General features: G+C 62.3%; 21 protein-coding genes and 1 pseudogene. 8 read left to right on the top strand and 14 right to left on the bottom strand.

Going from position 1 to position 23,690, the window contains the following annotated elements:
• Positions 1-3: 3 nt before the first annotated feature.
• Positions 4-783, bottom strand: a complete 780-nt coding sequence (nth, locus tag GH983_RS14955) for an endonuclease III (RefSeq protein ID WP_069043355.1) — start codon at positions 781-783, stop codon at positions 4-6.
• 25 nt (positions 784-808) lie between these two features.
• Here nth and GH983_RS14950 point away from each other — a divergent pair, with 25 nt between their 5' ends.
• The 4 genes from GH983_RS14950 (at position 809) to GH983_RS14935 (ending at position 2,972) form a co-directional block, all read left to right on the top strand.
• Complete coding sequence (locus tag GH983_RS14950; RefSeq protein ID WP_153762814.1) at positions 809-1,303, top strand: DUF2244 domain-containing protein; 495 nt, start codon at positions 809-811, stop codon at positions 1,301-1,303.
• Positions 1,304-1,383: 80 nt separating this feature from the next.
• The gene (locus GH983_RS14945; RefSeq protein WP_069043357.1) at positions 1,384-2,274 is read left to right on the top strand and encodes a bifunctional helix-turn-helix domain-containing protein/methylated-DNA--[protein]-cysteine S-methyltransferase; all 891 of its coding nucleotides are present in this window, start codon (positions 1,384-1,386) and stop codon (positions 2,272-2,274) included.
• Positions 2,275-2,311: 37 nt separating this feature from the next.
• Complete coding sequence (locus GH983_RS14940) at positions 2,312-2,611, top strand: type II toxin-antitoxin system ParD family antitoxin (RefSeq protein ID WP_069043358.1); 300 nt, start codon at positions 2,312-2,314, stop codon at positions 2,609-2,611.
• Positions 2,604-2,972, top strand: a complete 369-nt coding sequence (locus GH983_RS14935; RefSeq protein ID WP_069043359.1) for a type II toxin-antitoxin system RelE/ParE family toxin — start codon at positions 2,604-2,606, stop codon at positions 2,970-2,972. The genes GH983_RS14940 and GH983_RS14935 overlap by 8 nt, the downstream gene beginning before the upstream one ends.
• 5 nt (positions 2,973-2,977) lie before the next feature.
• Here the strand turns inward: GH983_RS14935 and GH983_RS14930 are convergent, their stop codons facing one another.
• Positions 2,978-3,958, bottom strand: a complete 981-nt coding sequence (locus GH983_RS14930) for a sugar-binding transcriptional regulator (RefSeq protein ID WP_153762813.1) — start codon at positions 3,956-3,958, stop codon at positions 2,978-2,980.
• 176 nt (positions 3,959-4,134) lie between these two features.
• On the opposite strand from GH983_RS14930, the gene tal reads away from it, so the two are divergent.
• From tal to GH983_RS14915, 3 genes and pseudogenes are all read left to right on the top strand, one after another.
• The gene (gene tal / locus GH983_RS14925; protein ID WP_153762812.1) at positions 4,135-5,091 is read left to right on the top strand and encodes a transaldolase; all 957 of its coding nucleotides are present in this window, start codon (positions 4,135-4,137) and stop codon (positions 5,089-5,091) included.
• 107 nt (positions 5,092-5,198) lie between these two features.
• Positions 5,199-5,589, top strand: a pseudogene (locus GH983_RS14920) (GFA family protein).
• 471 nt (positions 5,590-6,060) lie between these two features.
• A complete protein-coding gene (locus GH983_RS14915) occupies positions 6,061-9,723 on the top strand; it encodes an S-layer family protein (RefSeq protein WP_153762811.1) in 3,663 nt (1,220 codons plus the stop codon).
• 23 nt (positions 9,724-9,746) lie between these two features.
• Here GH983_RS14915 and GH983_RS14910 read toward each other — a convergent pair whose 3' ends face one another.
• From GH983_RS14910 to GH983_RS14880, 7 genes are all read right to left on the bottom strand, one after another.
• Positions 9,747-10,187 carry an SH3 domain-containing protein gene (locus GH983_RS14910; RefSeq protein WP_054147982.1) on the bottom strand — a complete coding sequence of 147 codons (441 nt, stop codon included), beginning with the start codon at positions 10,185-10,187 and terminating at the stop codon, positions 9,747-9,749.
• Between the two features lie 148 nt (positions 10,188-10,335).
• On the bottom strand, positions 10,336-11,760 hold the full coding sequence (locus GH983_RS14905) for a gamma-aminobutyraldehyde dehydrogenase (RefSeq protein WP_153762810.1): 1,425 nt from the start codon (positions 11,758-11,760) through the stop codon (positions 10,336-10,338).
• A 67-nt stretch (positions 11,761-11,827) separates the two neighbouring features.
• Positions 11,828-12,643, bottom strand: a complete 816-nt coding sequence (locus tag GH983_RS14900) for an ABC transporter permease (RefSeq protein ID WP_153762809.1) — start codon at positions 12,641-12,643, stop codon at positions 11,828-11,830.
• Positions 12,633-13,583, bottom strand: a complete 951-nt coding sequence (locus GH983_RS14895; RefSeq protein ID WP_054147985.1) for an ABC transporter permease — start codon at positions 13,581-13,583, stop codon at positions 12,633-12,635. The genes GH983_RS14900 and GH983_RS14895 overlap by 11 nt, the downstream gene beginning before the upstream one ends.
• Positions 13,580-14,569 carry an ABC transporter ATP-binding protein gene (locus GH983_RS14890; RefSeq protein WP_153762808.1) on the bottom strand — a complete coding sequence of 330 codons (990 nt, stop codon included), beginning with the start codon at positions 14,567-14,569 and terminating at the stop codon, positions 13,580-13,582. The genes GH983_RS14895 and GH983_RS14890 overlap by 4 nt, the downstream gene beginning before the upstream one ends.
• A 191-nt stretch (positions 14,570-14,760) precedes the next feature.
• On the bottom strand, positions 14,761-15,918 hold the full coding sequence (locus tag GH983_RS14885) for an ABC transporter substrate-binding protein (protein ID WP_153762807.1): 1,158 nt from the start codon (positions 15,916-15,918) through the stop codon (positions 14,761-14,763).
• A 286-nt stretch (positions 15,919-16,204) separates the two neighbouring features.
• Positions 16,205-17,113: a LysR substrate-binding domain-containing protein gene (locus GH983_RS14880; protein WP_054150229.1), complete on the bottom strand. Its 909-nt coding sequence runs from the start codon at positions 17,111-17,113 to the stop codon at positions 16,205-16,207.
• A 185-nt stretch (positions 17,114-17,298) separates the two neighbouring features.
• Here GH983_RS14880 and GH983_RS14875 point away from each other — a divergent pair, with 185 nt between their 5' ends.
• Positions 17,299-18,195 (top strand): DMT family transporter, encoded by an 897-nt coding sequence (locus GH983_RS14875; RefSeq protein ID WP_153762806.1) that lies wholly within the window; start codon positions 17,299-17,301, stop codon positions 18,193-18,195.
• A gap of 15 nt (positions 18,196-18,210) precedes the next feature.
• On the opposite strand, the gene arsA is transcribed toward GH983_RS14875, so the two are convergent.
• The 5 genes from arsA to GH983_RS14850 all read right to left on the bottom strand — a co-directional run bounded on the left by arsA (position 18,211) and on the right by GH983_RS14850 (position 23,576).
• Complete coding sequence (gene arsA, locus GH983_RS14870) at positions 18,211-19,971, bottom strand: arsenical pump-driving ATPase (RefSeq protein WP_246727568.1); 1,761 nt, start codon at positions 19,969-19,971, stop codon at positions 18,211-18,213.
• Positions 19,972-20,061: 90 nt separating this feature from the next.
• Entirely contained in the window at positions 20,062-20,919 is an 858-nt protein-coding gene (locus GH983_RS14865; protein ID WP_153762804.1) for a metal ABC transporter permease, read from the bottom strand.
• Positions 20,916-21,824 carry a metal ABC transporter permease gene (locus tag GH983_RS14860; RefSeq protein WP_153762803.1) on the bottom strand — a complete coding sequence of 303 codons (909 nt, stop codon included), beginning with the start codon at positions 21,822-21,824 and terminating at the stop codon, positions 20,916-20,918. The genes GH983_RS14865 and GH983_RS14860 overlap by 4 nt, the downstream gene beginning before the upstream one ends.
• Entirely contained in the window at positions 21,805-22,692 is an 888-nt protein-coding gene (locus tag GH983_RS14855) for a manganese/iron ABC transporter ATP-binding protein (RefSeq protein WP_305765074.1), read from the bottom strand. The genes GH983_RS14860 and GH983_RS14855 overlap by 20 nt, the downstream gene beginning before the upstream one ends.
• Positions 22,689-23,576 carry a metal ABC transporter substrate-binding protein gene (locus GH983_RS14850; protein ID WP_069043372.1) on the bottom strand — a complete coding sequence of 296 codons (888 nt, stop codon included), beginning with the start codon at positions 23,574-23,576 and terminating at the stop codon, positions 22,689-22,691. Before GH983_RS14850 ends, GH983_RS14855 begins: the two co-directional genes overlap by 4 nt.
• Between the last annotated feature and the right edge of the window lie 114 nt (positions 23,577-23,690).

Here is a 23,690-nt window from a genome sequence, read left to right as displayed (position 1 = left end):
GCCTTATTCGACGGCGCTGATCGCCTGCGGCGGCAGCTCGACCAACGGTGCTGGCACGTCGCAAGTCTTTTCCGGCGACTTGCAGATATCGGCGATCACGCATTTCTCGCATTCGGGGCGCCGCGCCTTGCAACAGTAGCGCCCGTGCAGGATCAGCCAGTGATGGGCGTGGAAGAGGTATTCTTCTGGGATGATCCGCATCAGGATCTCCTCGATCTCATCCGGCGTCTTGCCGGGCGCGAGCTTGATGCGGTTGCCAATTCTCAGGATATGCGTGTCGACGGCCATTGTGGGTATGCCGAAGGCCATGGACATCACGACGTTTGCGGTCTTGCGGCCCACACCCGGCAGCGTCACCAGCTCCTCGCGAGTGCGCGGCACGACGCTGCCGAAGTCGTCGACCAGCTTCTGGCTGAGCGCGATGACGTTCTTCGCCTTGTTGCGATAGAGCCCAATCGTCTTGATGTAATCGCGGACCTTTTCCTCGCCGAGAGCAAGCATCTTCTCCGGCGTGTCGGCCACCTTGAACAGCGCCCGCGTCGCCTTATTTACTCCGGCGTCTGTTGCCTGGGCGGAGAGAGCCACGGCAACGACAAGCGTGAACGGGTTGACGTGTTCCAGCTCGCCCTTCGGCTCCGGCCTCTGGATCGAGAAGCGGCGGAAGATCTCTTCCAATTCGGCCTTTGAATAAGCCGTGCGACGGCGTGCCGCTGGCTTGCGACGGGTCGCAGGATTTGACTTTTTCAAAGTTTGAGTGCTGGATTTCGGCTTCGCTTCAGTCATGGAAAACCTATAGTCGGGCGTGGTGATGGAAGGCAATCTCGAGCAGGCGGCGGACCAGCCGATTTTCGCAGCGGAACTGACACCCTACCGGTCGCTCGGTCGCAAGGGGTATCGCATCCTGTTTGCCATCACCGGGACCGTGTGTCTCGTCCATGCGATCTTTTTCATGGCGACCGGTGCCTGGCCGATCGGTATCTTCTTCGGCATCGACTTCCTGCTGCTGTATGGCGCGTTCTGGCTGAACTATCGCTCTGCGCGGGCACGTGAAGAGGTGACGGTGTCTCGGACCAGTCTCTCAATCCGCAAGTTCACACCCGCCGGCCGGATGACCGAGCACAGCTTCAAGACGCTCTGGGCGCGGTTTTTCGTGCATCGCCACGATGAGTTTGGCATCACATCGATGGTGGTGAGCGGCGAGGGCCGCGGGACCGATGTCGGCTCCTTCCTCAACCCCGATGATCGCGAGAGTTTCGCCAAGGCCCTCACCGGGGCACTTGCTTCGGCCAAGCAGCGGATCTGAGTGCCAGACATTACTGCAAGAAACGGGTGGCGTCGAAGGATTGCCCGTGGTGAAGTCCTGTTCAGATTGAGGATTTCGCCATGACGCTTGCGCAACAAATAAACCTTTCCGGCTCCACCGACATCACGCCGTCAGGTTCGGACTATGAGACCGTGCGGCAGGTAGTCGAGATGCTGACGCTCGACTACCAGAGCCAACCATCGCTGGAGGTGATCGCCGAGCGGCTGGGCCAGTCGCCGACGCAATTGCAGAAGACGTTCACCCGCTGGGCGGGCCTTTCCCCCAAGGCCTTCCTCCAGGCCGTGACGCTCGACCATGCCAAGCGGCTGCTGGGGCGCGAGGAATTGCCGCTGCTTGAGACGTCGCTTGAACTGGGTCTTTCCGGCCCCGGTCGCCTCCATGATCTCTTCGTCACTCATGAGGCAATGAGCCCCGGGGAGTGGAAGGCGCGCGGCGCAGGGCTGACCATCCGCTACGGCTACCATCCTTCGCCCTTCGGGCTGGCGCTTGTCATGATCACCGAGCGCGGGTTGGCGGGGCTCGCCTTTGCCGATGTCGGCGGCGAAGTCGCCTGTTTCGACGACATGGCGCAGCGCTGGCCGAATGCGCATTACGTCGAGGATATCGAGGCGACGGCGCCTTATGCGGCACGCGTCTTCCATCCGGAGCGCTGGTCTGCGGAAGAGCCCTTGCGCGTCGTGCTGATCGGCTCGGACTTCCAGATCAGAGTCTGGGAAAGCCTTCTCCAGATCCCGCTCGGCAAGGCCGTCACCTATTCCGACATCGCCCAAAAGATCGGTCAGCCGACGGCCAGCCGTGCCGTGGGTGCTGCCGTCGGCCGCAACCCGATCTCGTTTGTCGTGCCCTGCCACCGGGCACTTGGCAAGAGCGGCGCGCTGACCGGCTATCACTGGGGGCTGACCCGCAAGCGGGCCATGCTCGGCTGGGAGGCGGGGAAGGGGGGACTGTGACGCTTTTCGAAATTGCGCTTCTGTGAGAGGATGGATCATGCGCAATACAGTTCAACTCCCTGAAGACATCAGCCGCCGGATCGACAGCCTGGTGGAGTCCGGTTGCTTCGATCATGCGGATGATGTGCTTCGCGAAGGACTTCGGCTTGTCGAGGAGAAGGCTGCCGGCGAAGCGGCCAAAGTAGAGGCTTTGAGACAAGCCGCCGACCTGGGCTTCGCAGATTTGGACCAGGGGCGTTTCACCGACGTGCCGGTCGAAAAGCTGGCGGACCATATCGCGAGGATCGGTCGCGACGCTATCCGCCAGGCGGACAAGCGGGTGAGGGGCGATGGTTGAGGTCCGGCTTTCGACAGAAGCCGATGCCGACATCCTCGATATCCTAACCAGAACCTATGCTGACTTTGGCGGCGGCGCTCTGCTCCGCTATGAGTTTCTGATTGTCACTGCTCTCTCGGATCTCGCCGTCTCGAACTGGCGAAATGGCGTCGTGTCACGGCCTGAGCTTGGGCCTGGGATTCACAGCTACCATCTACGCCACAGCCGCGATCGGGCGCGCCATCCAAGTGGAATTGTTCGCCGGCCGCGACACTTCATACTCTATCGACATGTCATGGCAGAATTGATCGGTGTTGGACGCATCCTGCATGATGCGATGGAGGTGGAACGACACCTGCCACTGATCTATGGCGACGAATAGGCGACTTACGCAGTCGCCAGCCCCAACAACTCCCGCGCCGCCGCCTCATCGGTGATCAGCGTATTACACCCAATCCGCCGGATCGTCGCCCTGATGGCCTTGGCGCGATGCGCGCCGCCTGAGGACAGCACGATGTGCTTTGACTTTTTCAGCGTGTCCAAATCGACCGACATCACCCGCTCGTTGATCGGATGGGCAACCGAGTTCCCGTCCGCATCGAGGAAGTTGAACATGGTGTCGCAGACGCAGCCTGCGTCGACCAGCTCCATCAGGGTCTGCTGGCTGATGAAGCCCTCGGAGAGCGAGGTGGAGTGCGGGCCGATGTCGCCGCAGGAGACGATGGCGAGGTCGAGGTTTTCGGCAAGGTCGTAGATCGCCTTTAATCCGCATTCCTCGATCAGTGCCCGCTTCGTCGTAACCGAATCGACGAGAAGTGGTGCGAGGAACATGTAACATTCGGCGCCGAGCTGGCTTGCCAGCCGCCAGGTATAGTCGATCGGGTTGGTCTGGCGCACTGCCACGATCCCGCCAAGCAGCGAGACCACCTTGCAGTTTTCCCGGCCGGGCGACCGGAAACCGGCAAGCGACGCCGTCATGGTTCGGCCCCAACCGACGCCGATGGTCATGTCGTTGGTGATGGCTTCGGTCAGGAACTGGCCAAGGGCGAGACCGACTGACTTGGCGATCGAGGCTGCATCCTGACTGTCGGGCGAGGGGACGACGACGGCCTCGTCGAGACCATAGGCCTTTTCCAGCCGCACGGCGAGGTCGACGCAATCGGCGACGCCATCGCTGATCCAGATCTGCACTTCGGCGCGTTTGCGCGCCTCCTCCAGCATGCGGATGACCGTCGAGCGGCTGATGCCGAGACGGTCGGCCACGTCCTTTTGTGTCAGGCCCTCGTTGTAATAGAGCCAGGCGGCGCGGATGCGCAGCGCGGCTGCGTCCGAAAGGGTGGTGTGGGTCTCGCGTCGGAGCTTGGCCAAGATCTCTCTCGAATGGGGAACTTCCAGCGGGTACTATCCGTTCTCATGGTACTTATGTCAAATTCAAAGGACATATGTCTTGACTTTGCCGTCTGCGGATGGCGATAGTCCGGGCAACGAGACCGGCGTTCCGATGTCGGTCGCCAACCCTTTTCGCGCAGCCGAAGGATGACCCGATGACCTCGAAACTCGAACAGCTTCGTTCCATGACGACCGTCGTCGCCGATACCGGTGACATCGAGGCCGTCCGCCGTCTGAAGCCTGTCGATTGCACAACCAACCCGTCGATCGTTCTGAAGGCGCTCGGCACCGACGCGTTCCAGGATGCGTTTCAGGAAGCCATCACCTGGGGCAAGGCCAAGGGTGGCCAGGATGATGCCGTTATCGGCGCGATTGCCGACCGCATGGCAATCTCCGTCGGTGCTGCCTTGGCCGAACTGGTTCCGGGCCGCGTATCGACCGAAGTCGACGCCGACCTCTCCTTCGACACCAAGGCATCGATCGACAAGGCCCACCAGATCATCGCCGGCTATAAGGAGCGCGGCATCGAGAAGGATCGCATCCTGATCAAGCTGGCTTCCACCTGGGAAGGCATTCGGGCTGCCGAAGTGTTGCAGAAGGAAGGCATCGACTGCAATCTGACGTTGCTCTTCTCCAAGGCCCAGGCGATTGCCTGCGCCGAAGCCAAGGTCTTCCTCATCTCGCCCTTCGTCGGCCGTATCCTCGACTGGTACAAAAAGTCGACCGGTGAGGACTACACGTCCGAAACCGATCCGGGCGTCGTCTCCGTCCGTTCGATCTACAATTACTACAAGGCGAACGGCATCGGCACGATCGTCATGGGCGCCTCGTTCCGCAATGCGGGCGAAATCGAAGCGCTTGCCGGTTGCGACCGCCTGACCATCAGCCCGCAGCTGCTCGACGAGCTGAACGCGGACCAGGGCGCGCTTGCCCGTGCGCTGTCGCCGGATACGGTCAAGGCCGAGCCGCATGTCTCGCTCGACGAGAAGGCCTTCCGCTGGGCGATGAACCAGGATGCGATGGCGACTGAGAAGCTCGCCGAAGGCATTCGCGGGTTTGCCAAGGATATGGATACGCTGCGTGGCCAGATCGCCAAGGCACTGGCTGCCTGATCAGGGAGCCGATCCGATACTCCGGAGTTGGGGAAATGGCCGTGGCGCAAGCTGCGGCCATTTTTCATGTGTTCCAGACTGCTGGTACGCATCCAGGGAGGAAGACCATGGCGATCATGACGGGCGGTTGCGCCTGCGGCAAAGTGCGGTTCGAAGCGGAGGGCGAGCCGGGTCGCGTCGGCATCTGCCACTGTCTCGACTGCCGCAAATACCATGGAGCCCCGTTCCACGCTTCAGCTATCTATCGCGATCATCAGGTGACGATCACCCGTGAGGCGCAGCTGTATGACGGCCGCTATTTCTCCGACCTGCGGCTCGCGGGTCTTCAATCAGAGCGGCGAGAAGGTGGAAGTGAATCTCGGATCGTTCGACGACATCAATGAGTTTCAGCCGAGCTACGAGCTTTGGACGATCCGGCATGAGGACTGGCTGCCGGCATTTCCGGTGGCGCACCGATACGAGCGGGACCGGCCGGAAGAGGGGCGCGGGGAAGAGTGAAACACGGGTCTCCTCGCGATCAAGATGAGGGAAAGTTGTGCGGTTCGCCTGCTGCGGCAGCATCGCATCAATCGCGGGTAAAGCATGTTTGATCCGACTCTGGGCTGCAGAAAATTCTGCCTTAATGATTGACGAAGGGTTAATTTCTGCGCCATATCACACGAATGACGCGCCTCAGAATCCGCATCGGATTCGCCGGGGCGAGGGGCGGGATTTTCCGGCTTGGGTCATTTTGATGGCGAGGGAAGCAGAGATCAGCTCTGCTGCATGATGCCCAATCCAACGCCAGGCTCTGCAGAGCCATGTTTTCACTGAGATTGCGTCCGCAACAGTACTGCCAGATGTCGCCCGTTCTTCTACGCGCGCCTCGCAGGAACCGCGGGGCCATCGAGTCGCCCTAAGGGGAGGCACGAGCCCTTTGTTTGGCCGCATTGCGTTTTTTTGAACAACAAGTCATTAGGGCGGGCGTTGATGGCTACGATTATTCCTTCGGTGAGTATCAGTCAGATCAGGACGCTGGCGACCTCGGCCATAGCGGCATTTACCAGCGAAGACGTCAATGCGCTCAGCTCCGCGCAGATCGCCGCATTGTCGTCGAAGCAGATTTCTGCCTTCCAGACAGACGATTTTGACGGGCTTTCATCCAGTCAGCTGCGTGCGGTCTCGGTCGCTGCGGTGCGCGGCTTGACCATCGATCAGCTCGCTGTCATCGACAGTGCCAAGATCATCGGGCTCCAGAGCCGTCAGCTGGGTGCGCTTTCTTCCGCCCAGATTAGAGCGCTTTCGCCCGAACAGTTCGATGCCCTGTCGACGTCCCAGCTGGCAGCGCTGAGCAGCGTGGCGCTTGCCAGTCTCGAAACGGAGGATATCGCGACCCTTACCTCCACAGAGCTTTCCGCTCTGTCCACGCGCGCTCTATCCGGTCTGTCCTCAGCCAATTTCGCCGTGCTCACAAGCAGTCAGCTCTCCGGGCTGACCACAGCTCAGATCGCGTCTCTGTCCACCACTGTGATTGCTGGCCTGACCAGTGGCCAGATCGACGGTCTCTCCGCGCTGCAGGTCTCGGGTCTGACCTCGCGCCAGATTCCGGTGCTGACCACGGATGTAATCGCCTCCTTCGATACTGACCAGATTGCCGCCCTGAAGAGCAGTGCGGTGGCGGCCCTGTCGTCGGGACAGGTGGCAGCACTTTCGACGCAGCAGGTCGAGGTGTTGACGACCGGCCAGCTTGCCGCGCTCACGTCCGCCGGGATCAAAGGCCTCGGTTCTGATGATATGGATGTGCTGTCTGCGGATGATGTCGCCGCCATCGCGACGCGAAGCCTGGCTGGCCTTTCGGTCGACGTCTTTGCGTCACTCGGTTCCGAACAACTTACAAGCCTGGCCTCAGGCAAAATCGCTGCCTTGACCACGGCGCAGATCGCATCCCTGACTTCGGACCAGGTCAATGGTCTGACCCCCGCCCAGCTTTCCGGTCTGTCGAGCGCTCAAGTGAACGCGCTCAACTCCGGTAGACTGCTTTCGCTCAGCACACTGCAGATCAGCGGCCTGTCCACTCGCGTGATCGCCATGCTGGGTTCAGCCAAGATCGCTGCGCTCGACAGCGCGCAGGTCGCTGCTCTCTCGACCTTGCAGATTGCCGCCTTGTCCTCGGCGGGCGTGGCCGGGCTCGGTATCGATGATCTCGCGACCTTTTCCTCGACCGAATTTGCAGCCCTGAATTCCCGTGCGCTGCAGGGGCTGTCCGCAGTCCAGATCGCAAGCCTGCTATCGGCTCAGCTGAGTGCTCTTTCCACCGGTCAGATCGCGAGCCTGAAGACCGCTCAAGTGGCTGCGCTCGACAGCAATCAGATCGGCGCTTTGAGTACTGGCCAGATCGCGGCGCTTAACTCCGCTCAGGTTGTTGCGCTCGGCAGCGCCAATATCACCACGCTTTCGACAGAGCAGGTGGCAGCACTGAACAGCCGCGCCGTCGGTGCGCTTACCAGCGCACAACTCGATGCGATGACGAGCGACCAGATCGAGGCGCTGACGTCCGCACAGATTGCAGCCCTGTCGTCGAGTGACGTCGCGGCTCTGTCGTCCGGCGACCTGGAAACGTTCTCCACCATCGAGTTTGCCGCACTCAGTTCCACCGCCATCACTGGCATCTCCACGGCTGTCATTGGTAACCTCTCGACCACGCTGATTGCCGCGATGAACACGCGCGCCGTTGCAGCACTCAGTTCAGCGCAGATTGCCGCCATGACCTCGGCGCAGATCGCCGTCCTGTCGAGCGCCCAGATTGCAGCATTGTCCTCGACTTCGGTCGCCGCGCTCGGGGCCGATGACCTCTCGACCTTCGAGTCTGTCGACATTGCCGCCCTGCAGCCCCGTTCGCTCGCGGGACTGACGACCAGCGCGTTCGCCGCATTGACCTCAAGCCAGCTCATTGCACTTACCTCGGCCCAGATTGCAGCCCTTTCGGCCGCCATTGTCGGTTCGCTGAGCACCAGTCAGCTGGATTCCTTCACCACGGACCAGATCGCGATCATGTCTTCTGGCCAGATCGCGGCGCTTTCGAATGATGCCCTTGCGTCGCTCGACACGGCGCAGATCAGGTCGATTAGTACCCGTGGCATCGCAGCTCTGACGTCACAACAGGTGGCTGCCCTGAGCACGGCGACGTTCGATGCCCTGACATCCGCGCAATTGGGTGCGCTGAGTTCCTCGGCTATCCGCGCCCTGACGGTCGGCGCTGTCGGGACCCTGACGTCTTCCGAGATCGCCGACCTGCCCTCCCGTGTTATCGGGGCGCTTTCGACCAGCGGCATAGCGGCTCTCACATCTGACCAGATTTCCAGCCTGACCGGCGTCCAGGTTGCTGCCCTGACAACGGCGCAAATCGATGTCCTGACCAGCGATCAGATCGACGCCCTTTCCACGGAAGCCGTCGCCGGCCTCACCAGCACCCAGCTTCGGTCGCTGACGCCCGAGCAGTTCGGTTCTCTGTCCACCGACCAGATGCAATCCTTAAGCACGCGTGCACTCGCTGACCTTGGCAGCACTCTCTGGGCTGCGGTCGCCACCGCGGAATTTGCGGCCCTTTCGACCTCGCAGCTGGCAGCGCTCGGCAGCGCGGCGCTGGGTAGTGCCCAGCTCGATACGCTAACCTCTTCGGAACTCGCTGTACTGAGCACCCGGACCATTGCCTCCATCACACCAACATCTTTCACGACACTTGATACCGCCCAGCTCGCGGGGCTCACATCCGCGCAGGCCGCAGCGCTGACCACGGCGCAGATCGCCGGCCTGACCAGCGCGCATTTTGACGGTATGACGGCTGCCGCAATCGGTGCTCTGACCAGCACGCAACTGCGGGCACTCACGACGGATACATTCGGCTCGCTCTCCACAAGCCAGGTGGCCGCGATCAACACCCGCGCCTTTGCTGGCCTCGAGTCCGCGCAGATAACGGCGTTGTCCTCCGAGCAGATCGGTTCTCTGACCACAGCCCTGTTGGCATCGCTCTCCAGTGGGGCGATCGCCGGCCTCACGACAGAAGACCTTGATGTGCTCGAATCGACCGATATCGCCGCCATCAGTTCGCGAGCGATTGCGGGACTGTCGACGGCGAACGTCGCAGCCCTCGACAGCGCTCAGCTTGGCGGATTGACCACGGCGCAGGTGAGTTCGCTGACGACAGCTCAGGTCCGGGCCCTCACGTCGGACCAAATCGTCAGCTTCTCGAGCGGCCAGTTCTCAGCTCTGACGTCTGCGCAAATCCGCAACCTGTCGACTAACAGCATCGTCGCATTGGGCACTGATAAAGTCGCCGCGCTGAACTCGCGGATTATCGGTGCGCTGTCCACCGAGCAACTTGTTGCCATGACCACGGCACAGATCGAGGCTCTGACCCCTGCTCAGGTTGGCGCCCTCGGTTCGGCCGCGATCCGTGCCCTCGAAGGTGCAGACCTGCAGCTCTTCTCCACGGAAGACATAGCCGCCATTGGCACGTCGGCAATTTCCGGCCTGTCGACCGATGATATCGATGATCTCAGCACCGCCCAACTCCTTGCTTTGACGGCTCCGCAGGTTCAGGCAATGAACGACTCCCAGCTGGCGGCGGTGATCGCTGCTTATCAGGAGATCTGAGGCAGTAGATCAGGAATTGTCGCTCAGGGCCTTCTCGGCCTCGGGAAGGGATCGATGATGATCTCCGGTTCGAAGGACGGATTTCGCACGTCGTCCTGCGGCGCGAAGCCGCTTTCCTCGAGCAAAAACCGTCCATCGACCCAGCCTGAAATGCGGGGACGGTCGACGGTGGCTATGCGGCACCAGTAGCCGCCACGACTGTCCTTGCAAGAGAGGCGTTCGATCGGCTGGCCCTCGTCGAGCGCGTGGATGACCCGGAAATTCGGTCCGGCGCCGGAATAGACGGCAAGGCGCTGGCCAGGGGGCAGGCCACGGACATGCCAGAGATAGGTGTCCATCAGCGCTCCGCCGCCATCGAGGTTTGGAGCGGGGATGACTTGCGGTTCCTGAGCATGCGCGACCAAGTTGGCACCTACCATCCAGGCGAAAGCAGTCAGGATCATCATCGTGGCGCGGTGGTGCATGCGGGGCTCCCTGAAGTGCTCAGCACCATACCGGCGGCGGCGTGATGCCGCTACCGCTTTGCTGTGTCAGGGTAAATGCCAACAGCCAAAAGGGAAGGGGCCACCGAGATGACCCCTTCCCCTTATCGCCCGCAGGCCCCTGCAAAGCTCAATGCGCAATCATCACATGGCGGACGGTCGTGTAGTCTTCCAGCGCATAGACCGACATGTCCTTGCCATAACCCGACTGCTTCATGCCGCCATGGGGCATTTCGTTGCAGAGCATGAAGTGGGTGTTGATCCAGGTGCAGCCGTAACGCAGCTTGGCGGCAGTCTGCATGGCGCGAGAGATGTCCTTGGTCCAGACGGAGGAGGCAAGGCCGTAGTCGCTGTCGTTTGCCCAGGCGACGGCCTGTTCGGCTTCGGTGAAGCGGGTGACGGAGACGACCGGACCGAAGACTTCGCGGCGGACGATTTCGTCGTCTTGCGTCGCGCCGGCAATGACTGTTGGCGTGTAGAAGAAGCCCTTGTCCGAGCCCAGCTTGCCGCCTGTCACGACTTCCATGTGCTTGTGTTCGGCGGCGCGGGTGACGAAGCTTTCGACGCGGTCGCGCTGGCGCTTTGAGATCAGCGGGCCGATCTCGTTTTCAGCATCGTCGGCCTGGTTGAACTTGATCGTGGAGACGGCGCTCGCGAGATCGGCAACGAAGCGGTCGTAGATCTTGTCGGCGGCATAGATGCGGCAGGCGGCGGTGCAGTCCTGGCCGGCATTGTAGTAGCCGAAGGTGCGGATGGCGGAGACGGCGGCCTCGATATCGGCATCGTCATGGACGATGACCGGGGCCTTGCCGCCGAGTTCCAAATGCGTGCGCTTTACCGTCTTGGCGGCTGCCGTCATGATCTTCTTGCCGGTGGCGATATCGCCGGTGATCGACAGCATCTGGATTTTTGGATTGTTGATCAGAGCGTTGCCGACGCTCTCGCCGCGGCCGAGAATGACATTGACCACGCCTTCGGGCAGGATGTCGGCCATGACCTTGGCGAGCTTGAGCGCCGTCAGCGGCGTCTGCTCGGAGGGCTTGAAGACGATGGTGTTGCCGCCGGCCAGCGCCGGTGCGAGCTTCCAGGCCATCATCATCAGCGGGTAATTCCAGGGCGCAATCGAGCCGATGACGCCCACGGCATCGCGGCGGATCATCGAGGTGAAGCCTGGCAGGTATTCGCCGGAGACCGGGGCCTGCAGCGTGCGGATTGCACCGGCAAAGAAGCGGTAGCAATCGACGATCGCCGGGATTTCATCGTTGAGCACGGCGTTGATCGGCTTGCCGCAGTTGAGGCTTTCCAGCGCTGCGAAGGCGGCTGCGTCTTTTTCGATCGCGTCGGCAATGGCGAGCAGGTAGCCGGCGCGCTGGCCGGGCGTCGTCTGCGACCAGGAAACTAAGGCGCCTTCGGCAGCGTCGACGGCCGCCTCGACTTGGGCGAGCGAGGCTTCCGGGAGATCGACGATCAGGTCGCCGGTCTTGGGGTTCAGGATCTTCTCGTCCGTCTCCGTGCCGGCTTCGAACTTGGTGCCGATCAGCATCTGGGTGTCCATGTCGTTCTCCCTTTTATCAGACTTCATTTGCGAGACCGCGCGGCCGTTGCTGCACGGGTTCGATGGTTCATTTGCCGCTGCCTGCGATCTGGTCGGTATCGCGGGTCAGATAATAGGCTGCCAGGATCGGCAGGAAAGTGACGATTACGACGATCATCGCGACCACATTGGTGACCGGACGCTGGCGTGGGCGGATCAGTTCTTCCAGCATCCAGATCGGCAGGGTCGACTGCTGGCCGGCGGTAAAGGTGGTGACGATGACCTCGTCGAAGGAGAGCGCAAAGGCAAGCATGCCGCCGGCCAGAAGCGCCGTTGCGATGTTCGGCAGGATCACATGGCGGAAGGTCTGGAAACCATCGGCGCCAAGATCCATCGAGGCCTCGATCAGCGAGCCGGAGGTGCGGCGGAAGCGGGCGACGGCGTTGTTGTAGACAACGACGACGCAGAAGGTGGCGTGGCCGAGAATGATCGTCCAGAAGGTGAAAGGGATGTCCGCCAGCGAGAAGGCCGAGCGGAGCGCAATGCCGGTGATGATGCCGGGTAGTGCGATCGGCAGGATGACGAGCAGCGAGATCACTTCGCGGCCGAAGAATTTGGTGCGCGCGACGGCTGCGGCAGCGAGCGTGCCGAGCACCATGGCAATGACGGTTGCGATGCTCGCGACCTTGACCGAGAGCGTAAGCGCTTCCCAGATGTCCGGGCGGTTCCAGGCGACGGCAAACCATTTCGTGGTGAAGCCCGGCGGTGGCCACTGGAAGCTCTTTTCCTCCGTCGTGAAGGCATAGACGAAGATCAAGAGGATCGGCAGATGCAGGAAGGCAAGGCCGAGGCCCGCGGCGATCTTGAGCGACAGGCCCGATGATTGGGAGCGGTCAGAGCGCATCGAAGGCCCCCATGCGTTTGGCGATGGTCAAGTAAATGCCCATGATGACGATCGGCACCACCGAGAAGGCGGCGGCAAGCGGAATGTTGCCGGCGGTGCCCTGCTGGGCATAGACGGCCTGGCCAATGAAGAGGCGCGAGGTGCCGACGATCTGCGGGATGATGTAATCGCCCATGGTCAGCGAGAAGGTGAAGATCGAGCCGGCGACAATGCCGGGCAGCGCCAGCGGAAAGAGCACATGGCGGAAGGTCTGGCGGCTATCGGCGCCGAGATCGCCCGAGGCTTCGATCAGGTTGCCGGGCACTCGTTCAAGGGCCGCCTGGGTCGGCAGGATCATGAAGGGCAGCCAGACATAGACGAAGACGATGAAGGTGCCGAGATAGCTGATCGACAGGGAATTGCCGCCGATGACGGGGATGGCGAGCAGTCCATCGAGTAGCCAGGTCAGATGCAGCTTGGCGAAGATCCAGGTGAGGATGCCTTCCTTGGCGAGGATCAGCTTCCAGGCATAGACCTTGACGAGATAGCTCGACCAGAGCGGCAGCATGATGCCGAGATAGAAGACGGCCTTCCAGCGGCCTTTGGCATAACGTGCGGCGTAATAGGCGATCGGGAAGGCGATGACGGCGGAAGCGAGCGTAACAGCGGCCGACATCAGCAGCGTGCGCAGGATGATGTCGAAATTGGCCGGGCGCAGCAGCTCGCCATAGGTCGCCAGCGTGAATTCGTAGTTGATCAGGCCGGAGAATTCATCGATCGAGAAGAAGCTCTGCAGGAGCAGTGCGAAGAGCGAGCCGACATAGATGATGCCGAGCCAGAGCAGGGGCGGCACCAGCATCAGAACCAGCAGCAGGTTGGGCCTCCGCCAGAACAGATCCGAGAGCCGCCCCATCAGGCCCTGACGGCCAGGGGTGATGGCAGATGTGGAGATCGCCGTCATGCGCCGGCCTCCATGTAATGTGGGTCGGCAGGCGACCAGACGATGCGAATGCTTTCGCCTGTTTGAGGCGCGGCTTGGCCGGCGGGTAGCGAGATGGTGAGTGCGGCCACTGCCGTTTCGACGAAGAGCTTGGTCGAGGCGCCGAGGAAGCTGGTCGAGCGCACGGTCGCCTCGATGCCACCTTCCGAGACGATGCGGATGGCTTCGGGGCGTAGGCTTGTCCAGCAGGCCTCGCCGCCCAGCGCCTTCATCGCTTCGGGCGCAATCACATTCGAAGAGCCGACGAAATCGGCAACGAAGCGGGTGCGGGGGCGGTTGTAGATCTCGTACGGGGTGCCGGCCTGGACGATCTTGCCGTCATTGAAGACGGCGACGCGGTCGGCCATGGAAAGCGCTTCACCCTGGTCATGGGTGACGAAGACGAAGGTGATGCCGAGCGAGCGCTGCAGGCTTTTCAGCTCCTCCTGCATCTGTTCGCGCAGCTTCAGGTCCAGCGCGCCGAGTGGCTCATCGAGCAGCAGAACCTTGGGCTTGTTGACGAGAGCGCGGGCCAGCGCCACGCGCTGCCGCTGGCCGCCGGAAAGCTGGCCGGGCTTGCGGGCGCCGTAGCCGGGGAGCTTTACCATCTCCAAGGCTTTCTCTGCCTCGCGGTGGCGCTCGGCTTTGGCGACGCCCTTGACCATCAGGCCATAGGCGACGTTGTCGAGGATGTTGAGGTGGGGGAAGAGGGCATAGTCCTGGAAGACCGTGTTGACGTTGCGCCGATAGGGCGGCACGCCCTCGGCGGTTTCGCCGAAGATCTCGATATGGCCTGCGGTCGGCTGTTCGAAGCCGGCAATCAGGCGCAGGCAGGTCGTCTTGCCGGAGCCGGACGGGCCCAGCATGGCGAAGAACTCGCCTGGCTCGACGGTCAGGTCGACGGCATCGACGGCTTTCACGCTGCCGAAATGGCGCGAGACCTTCGAGAAGGAGACGGCTGCGGACATGGGGACTCCAGAGGTATGTGAGGTGTGCCGCCGACAGGCGGCCTCTTCTCCCCAGCGGGGAGAAGTGCCGAGCATAGCGAGGCGATGAGGGGGGCGAAGGCCATGAAGCCCCAAGAGAGGCTAGAGGCTTCGCCTCCCCCTCATCCGGTCCTGCGGACCACCTTCTCCCCGCTGGGGAGAAGGGGAAACGATCACCGTCCGCCGATGACACCGATGTAGTCGGAGACCCAGCGGTGGTAGGGCACGCATTCGCCCTGGCTTTCGCACTTGGAGACCGGGGTCTTCCAGAACTTGATCTTCTCGAAGTTGTCGAAGCCGTTGCGGGTGCAGCCTTCGTCGGTCAGCAGCGCATTGCCCTTGCAAGCGGCGGGAACGGACGGAACCGTGCCGAACCAGGCGGAGACATCACCCTGGACCTTGGGCGAGAGCGAATGCTCCATCCACATATAGGCGCAGTTCGGGTGTTCGCTCTCGGCATGCAACATGGTCGTGTCGGCCCAGCCGGTGACGCCTTCCTTCGGGAAGACCGAGGCGATCGGCTGGTCGGCCTTCAGGAGGTTGACCTGGAAGGGCCAGGATCCGGAGGCAACCACGCCTTCGTTCTTGAAATCGTCGATCTGGATGAAGGCGTCGTGCCAGTAGCGGCTGACCAGCGTGCGCTGGACGCGCAGGAGGTCAAGGGCTGCCTTGTACTGGTCTTCGTTCAGCTCGAAGGGGTCCTTGATGCCAAGTTCCGGCTTGTGGAACATCAGGTAGTTGGCAGCATCAGCGACATGGATCGGGCCGTCATAGGCCTGGACGCGGCCCTTGTTGGACTTGCCGTCAGCAAGCGTCATCTCTTCGAAGACGACGTTCCAGCTGTCGGGGGCTTTGTCGCCAAAGGCCTGGGTGTTGTACATCAAGACGTTCGGGCCCCAGACGTAAGGCGTGCCGTAATGGACGCCATCCTTGGTGTGCCAGGGGGCGTTCTGAAGGCGCTCGTCGATGGTGCTCCAGGAGGGGATGAGCGCGGTGTTGATCGGCTGGACGCGCTTGCCGGCAACGAGGCGAAGCGACGCGTCGCCCGAGGCGGTGACGAGGTCGAAGCCCCCTTCGTTCATCAGGGCGACCATTTCATCCGAGGTGGCGGCGGTCTTCACCGAGACCATGCAGCCGGTCTTCTTCTCGAATTCGGTGACCCAGTCGAAGTTCTTGTCGGTTTCGCCGCGCTCGATATAGCCGGCCCAGGCGACGATGGAGAGTGCGCCTTCGCCGGCTCCGAGTGCCTGCAAAGGCTCCTGGGCGACAGCAGCGGTGGTCATACTCAAGATGGAGGCGAGGACAGTGCAAGACTTCAAAAGAGATTTCATCGCGAGGTCTCCCGGTTGTGAGGGCCGCGTTTTGCGGCTTTATGTTCCCGAAAAGAAAGTTGCCGCGAATTAACCGCATTCGCAAATTCATTCGTCAGAATGTCGGTATCGGTTTTTCCGATGGCGGCGGATTTTCTCCTGGTTCGTGGGGATGCCCCTCATCCCCCTGCCGGGACCTTCTCCCCGCAGGCGGGAAGAAGGGAGCACGACGCTGCCGCATCGGCCTTCTCCCCGTTCACGGGGAGAAGGCCGATGCGGCAGCCGGATGAGGGGCAATCACTACAGGTTACCTGACCCGCCCACTGCGGCTCGCCTCGGCGATCCCCACGAAATCCCGCGCGGATTGCGGCAGGCTCGAGCCCTTGCGCCAGACCATGCCGACCTGCACCACCGGAAGCGCGCCGGAGACGTCGCGGCTTTCGATGCGGTCGCCTTCCAGCGACCAGGGGCGGTAGACGAGGTCGGGGAGGAGCGCCACGCCGGCGCCGGTTGCGACCAGGCTGCGGACCGCTTCCACAGAGCGGGTGCGGAAGGCAACATGGGGGCGGGCGCCGAGCGCCGACAGGAGCTTGCCGGTGTTCTCCTCGATTTCGTCCACTGTCAGCATAATCAGCGGTTCTCGTGTGATATCGGCGATCGAGATGATATCGGCGGAGACGAGCGGGTGGCCGATGGGCAGCCACAGACGGTAGGGCGAGGTTTCCAGGATCTCGGCCTGCAGCGCCATGCGGTCGCGCAGGTTGGAGATCACCATGACGGCGACATCGAGTTCGCCGCCGATCAGCAGGTGTTCGAGATAGGAGCCGTTGTCCTCGATCGCGGAGACTTCGACGCCCGGGCAGGCGCGGCGGTAGCGGGCCAGCAGATCTGACAGCACGTAGCCGGCGACGAGCGAGGTGACGCCGATGTTGAGCGTGCCGCCGGTGCTGTTCTGGGTCTCGGTGAAAACGTTGCGGGCATCGGAGACATCGGCCAGAATCTTCGTTGCGTGGCGCAGAAACTGGTGGCCGTTATAGGTGATCGTCAGGCCGCGTGGGTGGCGCTCGAAGAGTTCGACGCCGAGATCGCCCTCGAGTTCCTTGATCGCCTCGGTGACGGAAGACTGGGAGATCAACAGGTTCTGGGCAGCGCGCGTCACCGACCCCTGTTCGGCAACGGCGACGAAATACTGCAACTGACGGAGGGTGAAGGCCATGAGCTTATGAAGCACGGCGCCCGTCTGGAGGCAAGCTGATCGAAAGGCGCCAGGCGAAGGGTTGTCAGGTTATACGGCAGCTTTGCAAAACTGCACTAGGCAACAAGCGGCCAAGGTGTAGGATTGCATGGCCCGCGCCGTTGGTTCGCCCACGGATCCTTCCTCGTGCAAAGCATTTTCGTCCCATGAAATCGACGCCGCTCGGCTATCTCTTCACCTTTCTCGCATTTTCCGTCTTTGCCATTCAGGACGGCCTTTCCAAGCATCTCGGCGAGACCCACTCGCCGGTTCAGGTGGCCATGGTGCGCTACTGGGCCTTTGTCGCCTTCGCGCTGTTCCTGGCGATGCGGTCGTCCGGTGGCCTGAGCGTCGCGGTCAACACGAAGCGGCCGTTTCTGCAGGTCCTCAGGGGCCTCATTCTCTTCTTGCAGATCCTGATCTCGATCGTCGCCTTTACCCAGGTGGGGCTGGCGCAGAGCCAGGCGATCTTCGCGGCCGGGCCGATTTTCGTGGCACTCCTCTCCATGCCCATCCTCGGCGAAAAGGTCGGCTGGCGGCGCTGGACCGCGATCCTTTTCGGCCTTGTCGGCGTCGTCATCATGCTTGCGCCCAGCGGTGACGGCTTCAATAGCTATATCTGGCTGCCGTTGATCTGTGCGGTGCTGGGTGCGATCTACGGGATTGCCACCCGTCTCGTCAGTCGCGACGACCAGCCGTCGACGAGTTTCTTCTATCTGGCGATCGTCGGGTTCATCGGCTCGAATCTGCTCGGTCCTTTCTTCTGGACGCCGTTCACGCCGGTGGGATGGGGGCTGATGCTCGCCCTCTGCTGTACCGGCATCATCGGCCATTTGGCACTGATCAAGGCTTATGAGAACCTCGATGCCGTGATCGTCCAGCCGATCTCCTATTGGCAGCTGGTGCTCGGCGCGATGATTGCGGTCACCGTGTTTGGCGAAGTGCTGCGCTGGAACACGGTGGTCGGCGCCGTGATCGTTGTCGGCGCCGGCCTCTTCACGGTCTGGCGGGAATGGGTGGTGTCGCGCCGTGCCAAGCGCGCCGAGGAAGAGGCACGGGTATGATGTGCTGGGGAGGTTTTATTCCTCCTCAGCGATCTCTTTCAGTTCTTCCAACCCCACCGGTGCGATCGGGCGGAAGTCCAGGCCATAGACACGGCTTGCGCAATCGCGCTTCACCCTTTCGATCTGCGCCTTCTCGCCCCGGATGCGGGCGCGCAGGAGCGGGTCGCGGGTGCCTGTGATTGCCATCGACTTGTTGACCACCCAGCCATAGGGCGCGATGCCTGCGCGACGCAGGTCGTCCTGCAGGGCTGATGCTTCCGAGACCGGTGTCGTCTCCGGCAGCGTGACGAGCAGGACGCGCGTAAAGGCGGGGTCCTGCAGGCGCATCAGCGGGGTCACCATGCGCCCGGGAGCATTGTCGTCCATGTGGCGTGTCATCTGGCGGTGATAGGCGCCTGTTGCATCGAGCAGCAGCAGCGTGTGGCCTGTCGGGGCCGTGTCGATGACCACGAAGTTAGAGCGCGCTTCGCCGACGACGCGGGAGAAGGCGTGGAAGACGGCGACTTCCTCCGTGCAGGGCGAGGCGAGATCCTCGCGCAGCAGGGCCTGGCCGGCGTCATCGAGATCCCGGCCCTTGGTCGACATGATCTTGTCGATGTAACGGGCCGTCTCTGCCTCTGGGTCGATGCGATCTACCGTCAGGCCGGGCATGGCGTTGGCGCCGACGACGAAGGACAGGTGTGCTGCCGGGTCTGTCGTGGTGAGATGGACCGTATGGCCGCGGGCGGCGAGCCCGACGGCGACGGCTGCGGCAACGGTGGTCTTGCCCACACCGCCCTTGCCCATGACCATCACGAGGCCCTTGCCGCTTGCCGCGATTTCGTCGACCAGCGTCGAGAGACGCGGGAGGTCTGGCCTTTCGAAGGTGTCGTCTGCGGTATCGGCAGGAGGTGTGAGGGGCGTATGGGACAGCAATCCGCGCAGGGCGTCGAGCCCCACCATGTCGAAGGATTTAAGCCCCACTTCGTCGCGGGGGAGCGATGCCAGTGCGGGCGGCAGGTCGGTCAGCGCCTTTGTCTGTTCTGCCGCGAAGGCTGTGGCCACAGGGTCTTTCGGATCTGATGGTGTGAAGCGGCCGTTGACAGCAAGCATCTGGTTGGAGAGGCCGAGTTCGGAGAGTTCTCCGGCGGTCCGGGCGGCTTCGCGGATGGCACCGCGATCGGCGCGTGTCACCAGCACGATCGTGGTGCGGGCGGGATCGCCGAGGCACTCCAGTGCCGTGCGGAAGCGGTCCTCCTGCATTTTTAAGCCTGAATGGGGCCCAAGGCAGGAGGCGCCGCGTTCGTTGGCCTCCAGGAAACCGGTCCAGGCCTTGGGCAGGCTGAGGAGCCGCAGCGTGTGGCCGGTTGGGGCCGTGTCAAAGATAATGTGGTCGAAGCGTGGGTCGTCATCGGCGAGCAGGCCGACGAATTCGTCGAAGGCGGCAATCTCGGTGGTGCAGGCGCCGGAGAGCTGTTCGCGCACGGTGGCGCGATCCTTGTCGGTGGCTTCAGGTCCCATCTGGCTGAGTACGCGCAAACGGTAGTCTTCGGCCGCGGCTTCAGGATCAATGTTCATCGCGGACAGGCCTGACACTCCCGGCACCGGTGTCGGATCGCTGCCAAGGGTCACGCCCAGCATCTCGTCGAGATTGGAGGCGGGGTCGGTGCTCACAAGCAGGATCTTCAGTCCCTGATCGGCGAGCGCAATGGCGGTCGCGCAACTGAGCGAGGTCTTGCCGACGCCACCCTTGCCGGTGAAGAACAGGTGGCGGCTGGGTTTGTGAAGCAGTTTCATCGTCGACATGGCGTCCATCCTCGCGTTGATGGTGTGACCCTAGCCCGCCCTTGCCCTTGCGGACTTGATCCATGCCAAGTGGGAGGGCGATCAGATGTCTTCTGCTGCGGCGATACGGTTGACGCTGCGGGCCTGCCAGAGCGTGCGGAAGAAGGCGAGGATGAAGATGCCGCTCATGATCAAGACGATCGTCGGGGCGGGTGCGCTGTCGATGAAGAAGCTCAGATAGATGCCCGCCAGCGAGGACGAGACCGCGACGATCACAGCCGTCACCAGCATCGTTGCATAACGCTTCGTGAGCAGGAAGGCGATGGCGCCTGGAGCGACGAGCATGGCGACCGACAGGATGATGCCAACAGCCTTCAAGGCGCCGACGACGACCAGCGAGAGCACGGCGAGCTGGCCGTAATGCAGCAGGCGGACCGAGAGGCCGATGGCGCGTGCGTGCTGCGGATCGAAGGCATGGGCCAGAAGATCCTTGCGCAAGACGACGAGGAACGCCGTGGCGAAGAGGGCGATCAGGCCGGTTTCTATGAGGTCGGAGGTCAGCAGGCCCAGCATGTCGCCGAAGAGGATGTGGTCGAGGTGCACGGAGCTCTGGACCTTTACATAGAGCACGAGGCCGAGGCCGAACATGCCGGAAAAGACGATGCCGAGCACCGTGTCTTCCTTGATGCGGCTGTTCTCCTTGATGAAGCCGGTCAGGAGCGCGCAGACGAGACCGGCGACAAAGGCGCCGATCGCCAGCGGAATACCGGCGATATAGGCGATGACAACACCCGGCAGCACGGCATGGGAGACGGCGTCGCCCATCAGTGACCAGCCCTTGAGCACCAGCAGGCAGGAGAGAAGCGCCATCGGAATGGCAATCATCAGCGTGACCAAGAAAGCCGTCTGCATGAAGGGCAGCTGGAAAGGGAGGATGGCGAGTTCGAGGATTTCGCTCATGCGGTCCGCTCCTCGGCTAAACGGTGAGGCTCTGCCGTCGATGCGGAAGGCATGGGCTCCAGCGCTTCGCGCGCGCGGCTGCGGGCAGCGAGCAAGCCGTGCTTCGGGGCGAAGAGGAAGGCTGCCAGGAAGATGATGGTCTGCAGGACGACGATGATGCCGCCGGTCGCGCCATCGAGAAAATAGCTCGCATAGGCGCCAATAAAGCTCGTGCCGGCACCGATGCCGAGCGCCATGAGTATCAGCCGCTGGAAGCGGTCTGTGAGCAGATAGGCGGTGGCACCTGGCGTGACGACCATGGCGATGACGAGGAAGGCGCCGACGGTCTGCATGGCGGCGACCGTGGAGGCGGCCAGCAAAGTGAAGAACATCACCTTGAGGCGTTCGGGTTTGAGACCGATGGAGCGGGCGTGGTTCTCGTCGAAGAAGGTGACCATCAGGTCCTTCCACTTCAGCGTCAGCACGATGAGGCTGACGCCGCCGATCAGCACGAGCTGCAGCGTGTCGGCCGGCGTGATCGCGAGGATGTTGCCGAGCACGATGGTCTTGATGTCGATCGAGACGGGCGAGATCGAGACCATGAACAGGCCAAGGCCAAAGAAGGAAGTGAAGATCAGGCCGATGATCGCATCTTCCTTCAGCTTGGTTCGCTGGTTGAGGAAGAGGATGGCCATCGCCGCCAGTCCGCCGGACATGAACGCGCCGAAGGCAAAAGGCAGACCCAGCATATAGGCGCCGGCAACGCCCGGCACGATGGCATGGGAGAGCGCGTCGCCGATCAGCGACCAACCTTTGAGCATCAGATAGGCGGAGAGAAAGCCGCAGACGCCACCGACCAGTGCGCTCACCAGGATGGCGTTGCGCATGTAATCATAGGTGAAGGGCTCAACCAGGGTCGCGAGCATCGGCGGCTCCTGGTTTCGGCTGGCCGTAGATGACGAAGGGGCGTTCGTCGTCGGTGATGACGGTGACCTCGCGGCCGTCATCATCGTCATGCAGATCGCGGCCGGCCAATACGAAGTGGCGCAGCGCGCCGCCAAAGGCGGTCTTCAGGTTGTCTTCGGTAAAGGTGTCTTCGGTCTTGCCGGACGCGATAACCGTTCCTTTCACGAAGATGGTGCGGTCGCAAAAGTCGGGCACGCTGCCGAGATTGTGGGTCGAGACCAGCATCACCCGGCCTTCGTCGCGCAGGTCCTTCATCAGGCCGATGATCTGTTCTTCGGTGGTGACGTCGACGCCGGTGAAGGGTTCGTCGAGCAGGATCACCTGGCCTTCCTGGGCGAGCGCACGGGCAAGGAAGACGCGTTTGCGCTGGCCGCCGGAGAGCTCGCCGATCTGGCGCTTGCGGTAATCGCCCATGCCGACGCGGGCGAGCGCCTCGTCGACCAGTTGGTGATCGCGTTTCGAGGGGATGCGCAGGAAGTTCATGTGGCCGTAGCGGCCCATCATCACGACGTCTTCGACGAGGACGGGGAAGTTCCAGTCGACTTCTTCCGCCTGGGGGACGTAGGCGACGAGATTTTGTTTGAGCGCCTGTTTGACGCTCATGCCGAGCACGCGGATTTCGCCTGAGGCAACCGGCACGAAGCCCATGATGGCCTTGAAAAGCGTTGACTTGCCGGCGCCGTTGACGCCGACAAGTGCGGTGATCGTTCCGGGCGGGATGGCGAAGCTCGCATGACGCAAGGCTGTGTGGCCGTTGCGATAGGTCACCGTCACATCATCTGCGGCGATGCCTTCGCGGCTGCGTCTTGCGCCCGATCCCATGATCATCCGGCAAATCCCTTCACGATGGTCGAAACCGTCACCTTCAGGAGATCCAGATAGGTCGGGACCGGGCCGTCGGGCTCACTCAGGGAATCCACATAAAGGATGCCGCCATAGCGTGCCCCGGTTTCGGCTGCGACTTGGCTGGCCGGCTTGTCGGAGACGGTGCTCTCGGAGAATACGACGGGGATCTTGTTTTCGATCACCTGGTCAACGACGGCCTTGACCTGTTGGGGTGTGCCCTGGCTGTCTGCATTGATCGGCCAGAGATAGAGTTCTTTCATGCCGAGGTCGCGGGCGAGGTAGGAGAAGGCGCCTTCGCTGGTGACAAGGAAGCGCTCGTTTTCCGGTATCTTGGCAATTTCCGCCTTCATCGGCTCGATTTCGGCGCGGATCTTGTCCGAATAGGTCCGGGCATTGGCCTCGTAGATCGCAGCATTGGCCGGGTCGATCTCTGTCAGGGCCTTGCGGATGTTCTCGACATAGATCAGCGCATTTTCCGGCGACATCCAGGCATGCGGGTTGGGTTTGCCGTCATAGGCGCCGCCGGCAATGCCGATCGGCTCGATGCCGTCGCTGACGGTGACCGTTGGCACATCCCCGAGATTGGCGAGGAACTTCTCGAACCAGGCTTCGAGGTTCAGGCCGTTGCGCAGCACGAGATCGGCATCCCGGGCCTTCAGGATATCGCGCGGGGTCGGCTGGTAGCCGTGGATTTCCGCACCCGGCTTGGTGATGCTTTCAACCGTTGCGGCATCGCCGGCAACGTTCTGGGCGATATCGGCAATGACGGTGAAGGTCGTGACGACCTTGGGCTTGTCGTTGGCAAGGGCCACCCCCGGCAGCATCAGCGCGAGGGCAAAAAGACGGCAGGCAAGCTTTGAGACCATGGTCCATTCCTGTTCTTGCAAGTCATTCTCATTAAAACCTATCGCGCTTCGCGCTGATGTCAACGCTTTTGCAAATCATTTGCAAAAAGCTTTCCGTGATCTGTCTCGGAACTG

The organism is Agrobacterium sp. MA01 (genome assembly GCF_009650195.1).
GTDB lineage: Bacteria > Pseudomonadota > Alphaproteobacteria > Rhizobiales > Rhizobiaceae > Allorhizobium.
This window is presented reverse-complemented; position numbering and strand designations above follow the sequence as displayed.

What these genes read in the sequence shown, in the direction of transcription:
- nth (WP_069043355.1), bottom strand. Translation starts at nt 783, where the DNA reads ATGACTGAAGCGAAGCCGAAATCCAGCACTCAAACTTTGAAAAAGTCA.
- GH983_RS14950 (WP_153762814.1), top strand. Translation starts at nt 809, where the DNA reads ATGGAAGGCAATCTCGAGCAGGCGGCGGACCAGCCGATTTTCGCAGCG.
- GH983_RS14945 (WP_069043357.1), top strand. Translation starts at nt 1,384, where the DNA reads ATGACGCTTGCGCAACAAATAAACCTTTCCGGCTCCACCGACATCACG.
- GH983_RS14940 (WP_069043358.1), top strand. Translation starts at nt 2,312, where the DNA reads ATGCGCAATACAGTTCAACTCCCTGAAGACATCAGCCGCCGGATCGAC.
- GH983_RS14935 (WP_069043359.1), top strand. Translation starts at nt 2,604, where the DNA reads ATGGTTGAGGTCCGGCTTTCGACAGAAGCCGATGCCGACATCCTCGAT.
- tal (WP_153762812.1), top strand. Translation starts at nt 4,135, where the DNA reads ATGACCTCGAAACTCGAACAGCTTCGTTCCATGACGACCGTCGTCGCC.
- GH983_RS14915 (WP_153762811.1), top strand. Translation starts at nt 6,061, where the DNA reads ATGGCTACGATTATTCCTTCGGTGAGTATCAGTCAGATCAGGACGCTG.
- GH983_RS14910 (WP_054147982.1), bottom strand. Translation starts at nt 10,187, where the DNA reads ATGCACCACCGCGCCACGATGATGATCCTGACTGCTTTCGCCTGGATG.
- GH983_RS14905 (WP_153762810.1), bottom strand. Translation starts at nt 11,760, where the DNA reads ATGGACACCCAGATGCTGATCGGCACCAAGTTCGAAGCCGGCACGGAG.
- GH983_RS14900 (WP_153762809.1), bottom strand. Translation starts at nt 12,643, where the DNA reads ATGCGCTCTGACCGCTCCCAATCATCGGGCCTGTCGCTCAAGATCGCC.
- GH983_RS14895 (WP_054147985.1), bottom strand. Translation starts at nt 13,583, where the DNA reads ATGACGGCGATCTCCACATCTGCCATCACCCCTGGCCGTCAGGGCCTG.
- GH983_RS14890 (WP_153762808.1), bottom strand. Translation starts at nt 14,569, where the DNA reads ATGTCCGCAGCCGTCTCCTTCTCGAAGGTCTCGCGCCATTTCGGCAGC.
- GH983_RS14885 (WP_153762807.1), bottom strand. Translation starts at nt 15,918, where the DNA reads ATGAAATCTCTTTTGAAGTCTTGCACTGTCCTCGCCTCCATCTTGAGT.
- GH983_RS14880 (WP_054150229.1), bottom strand. Translation starts at nt 17,113, where the DNA reads ATGGCCTTCACCCTCCGTCAGTTGCAGTATTTCGTCGCCGTTGCCGAA.
- GH983_RS14875 (WP_153762806.1), top strand. Translation starts at nt 17,299, where the DNA reads ATGAAATCGACGCCGCTCGGCTATCTCTTCACCTTTCTCGCATTTTCC.
- arsA (WP_246727568.1), bottom strand. Translation starts at nt 19,971, where the DNA reads ATGAAACTGCTTCACAAACCCAGCCGCCACCTGTTCTTCACCGGCAAG.
- GH983_RS14865 (WP_153762804.1), bottom strand. Translation starts at nt 20,919, where the DNA reads ATGAGCGAAATCCTCGAACTCGCCATCCTCCCTTTCCAGCTGCCCTTC.
- GH983_RS14860 (WP_153762803.1), bottom strand. Translation starts at nt 21,824, where the DNA reads ATGCTCGCGACCCTGGTTGAGCCCTTCACCTATGATTACATGCGCAAC.
- GH983_RS14855 (WP_305765074.1), bottom strand. Translation starts at nt 22,692, where the DNA reads ATGATCATGGGATCGGGCGCAAGACGCAGCCGCGAAGGCATCGCCGCA.
- GH983_RS14850 (WP_069043372.1), bottom strand. Translation starts at nt 23,576, where the DNA reads ATGGTCTCAAAGCTTGCCTGCCGTCTTTTTGCCCTCGCGCTGATGCTG.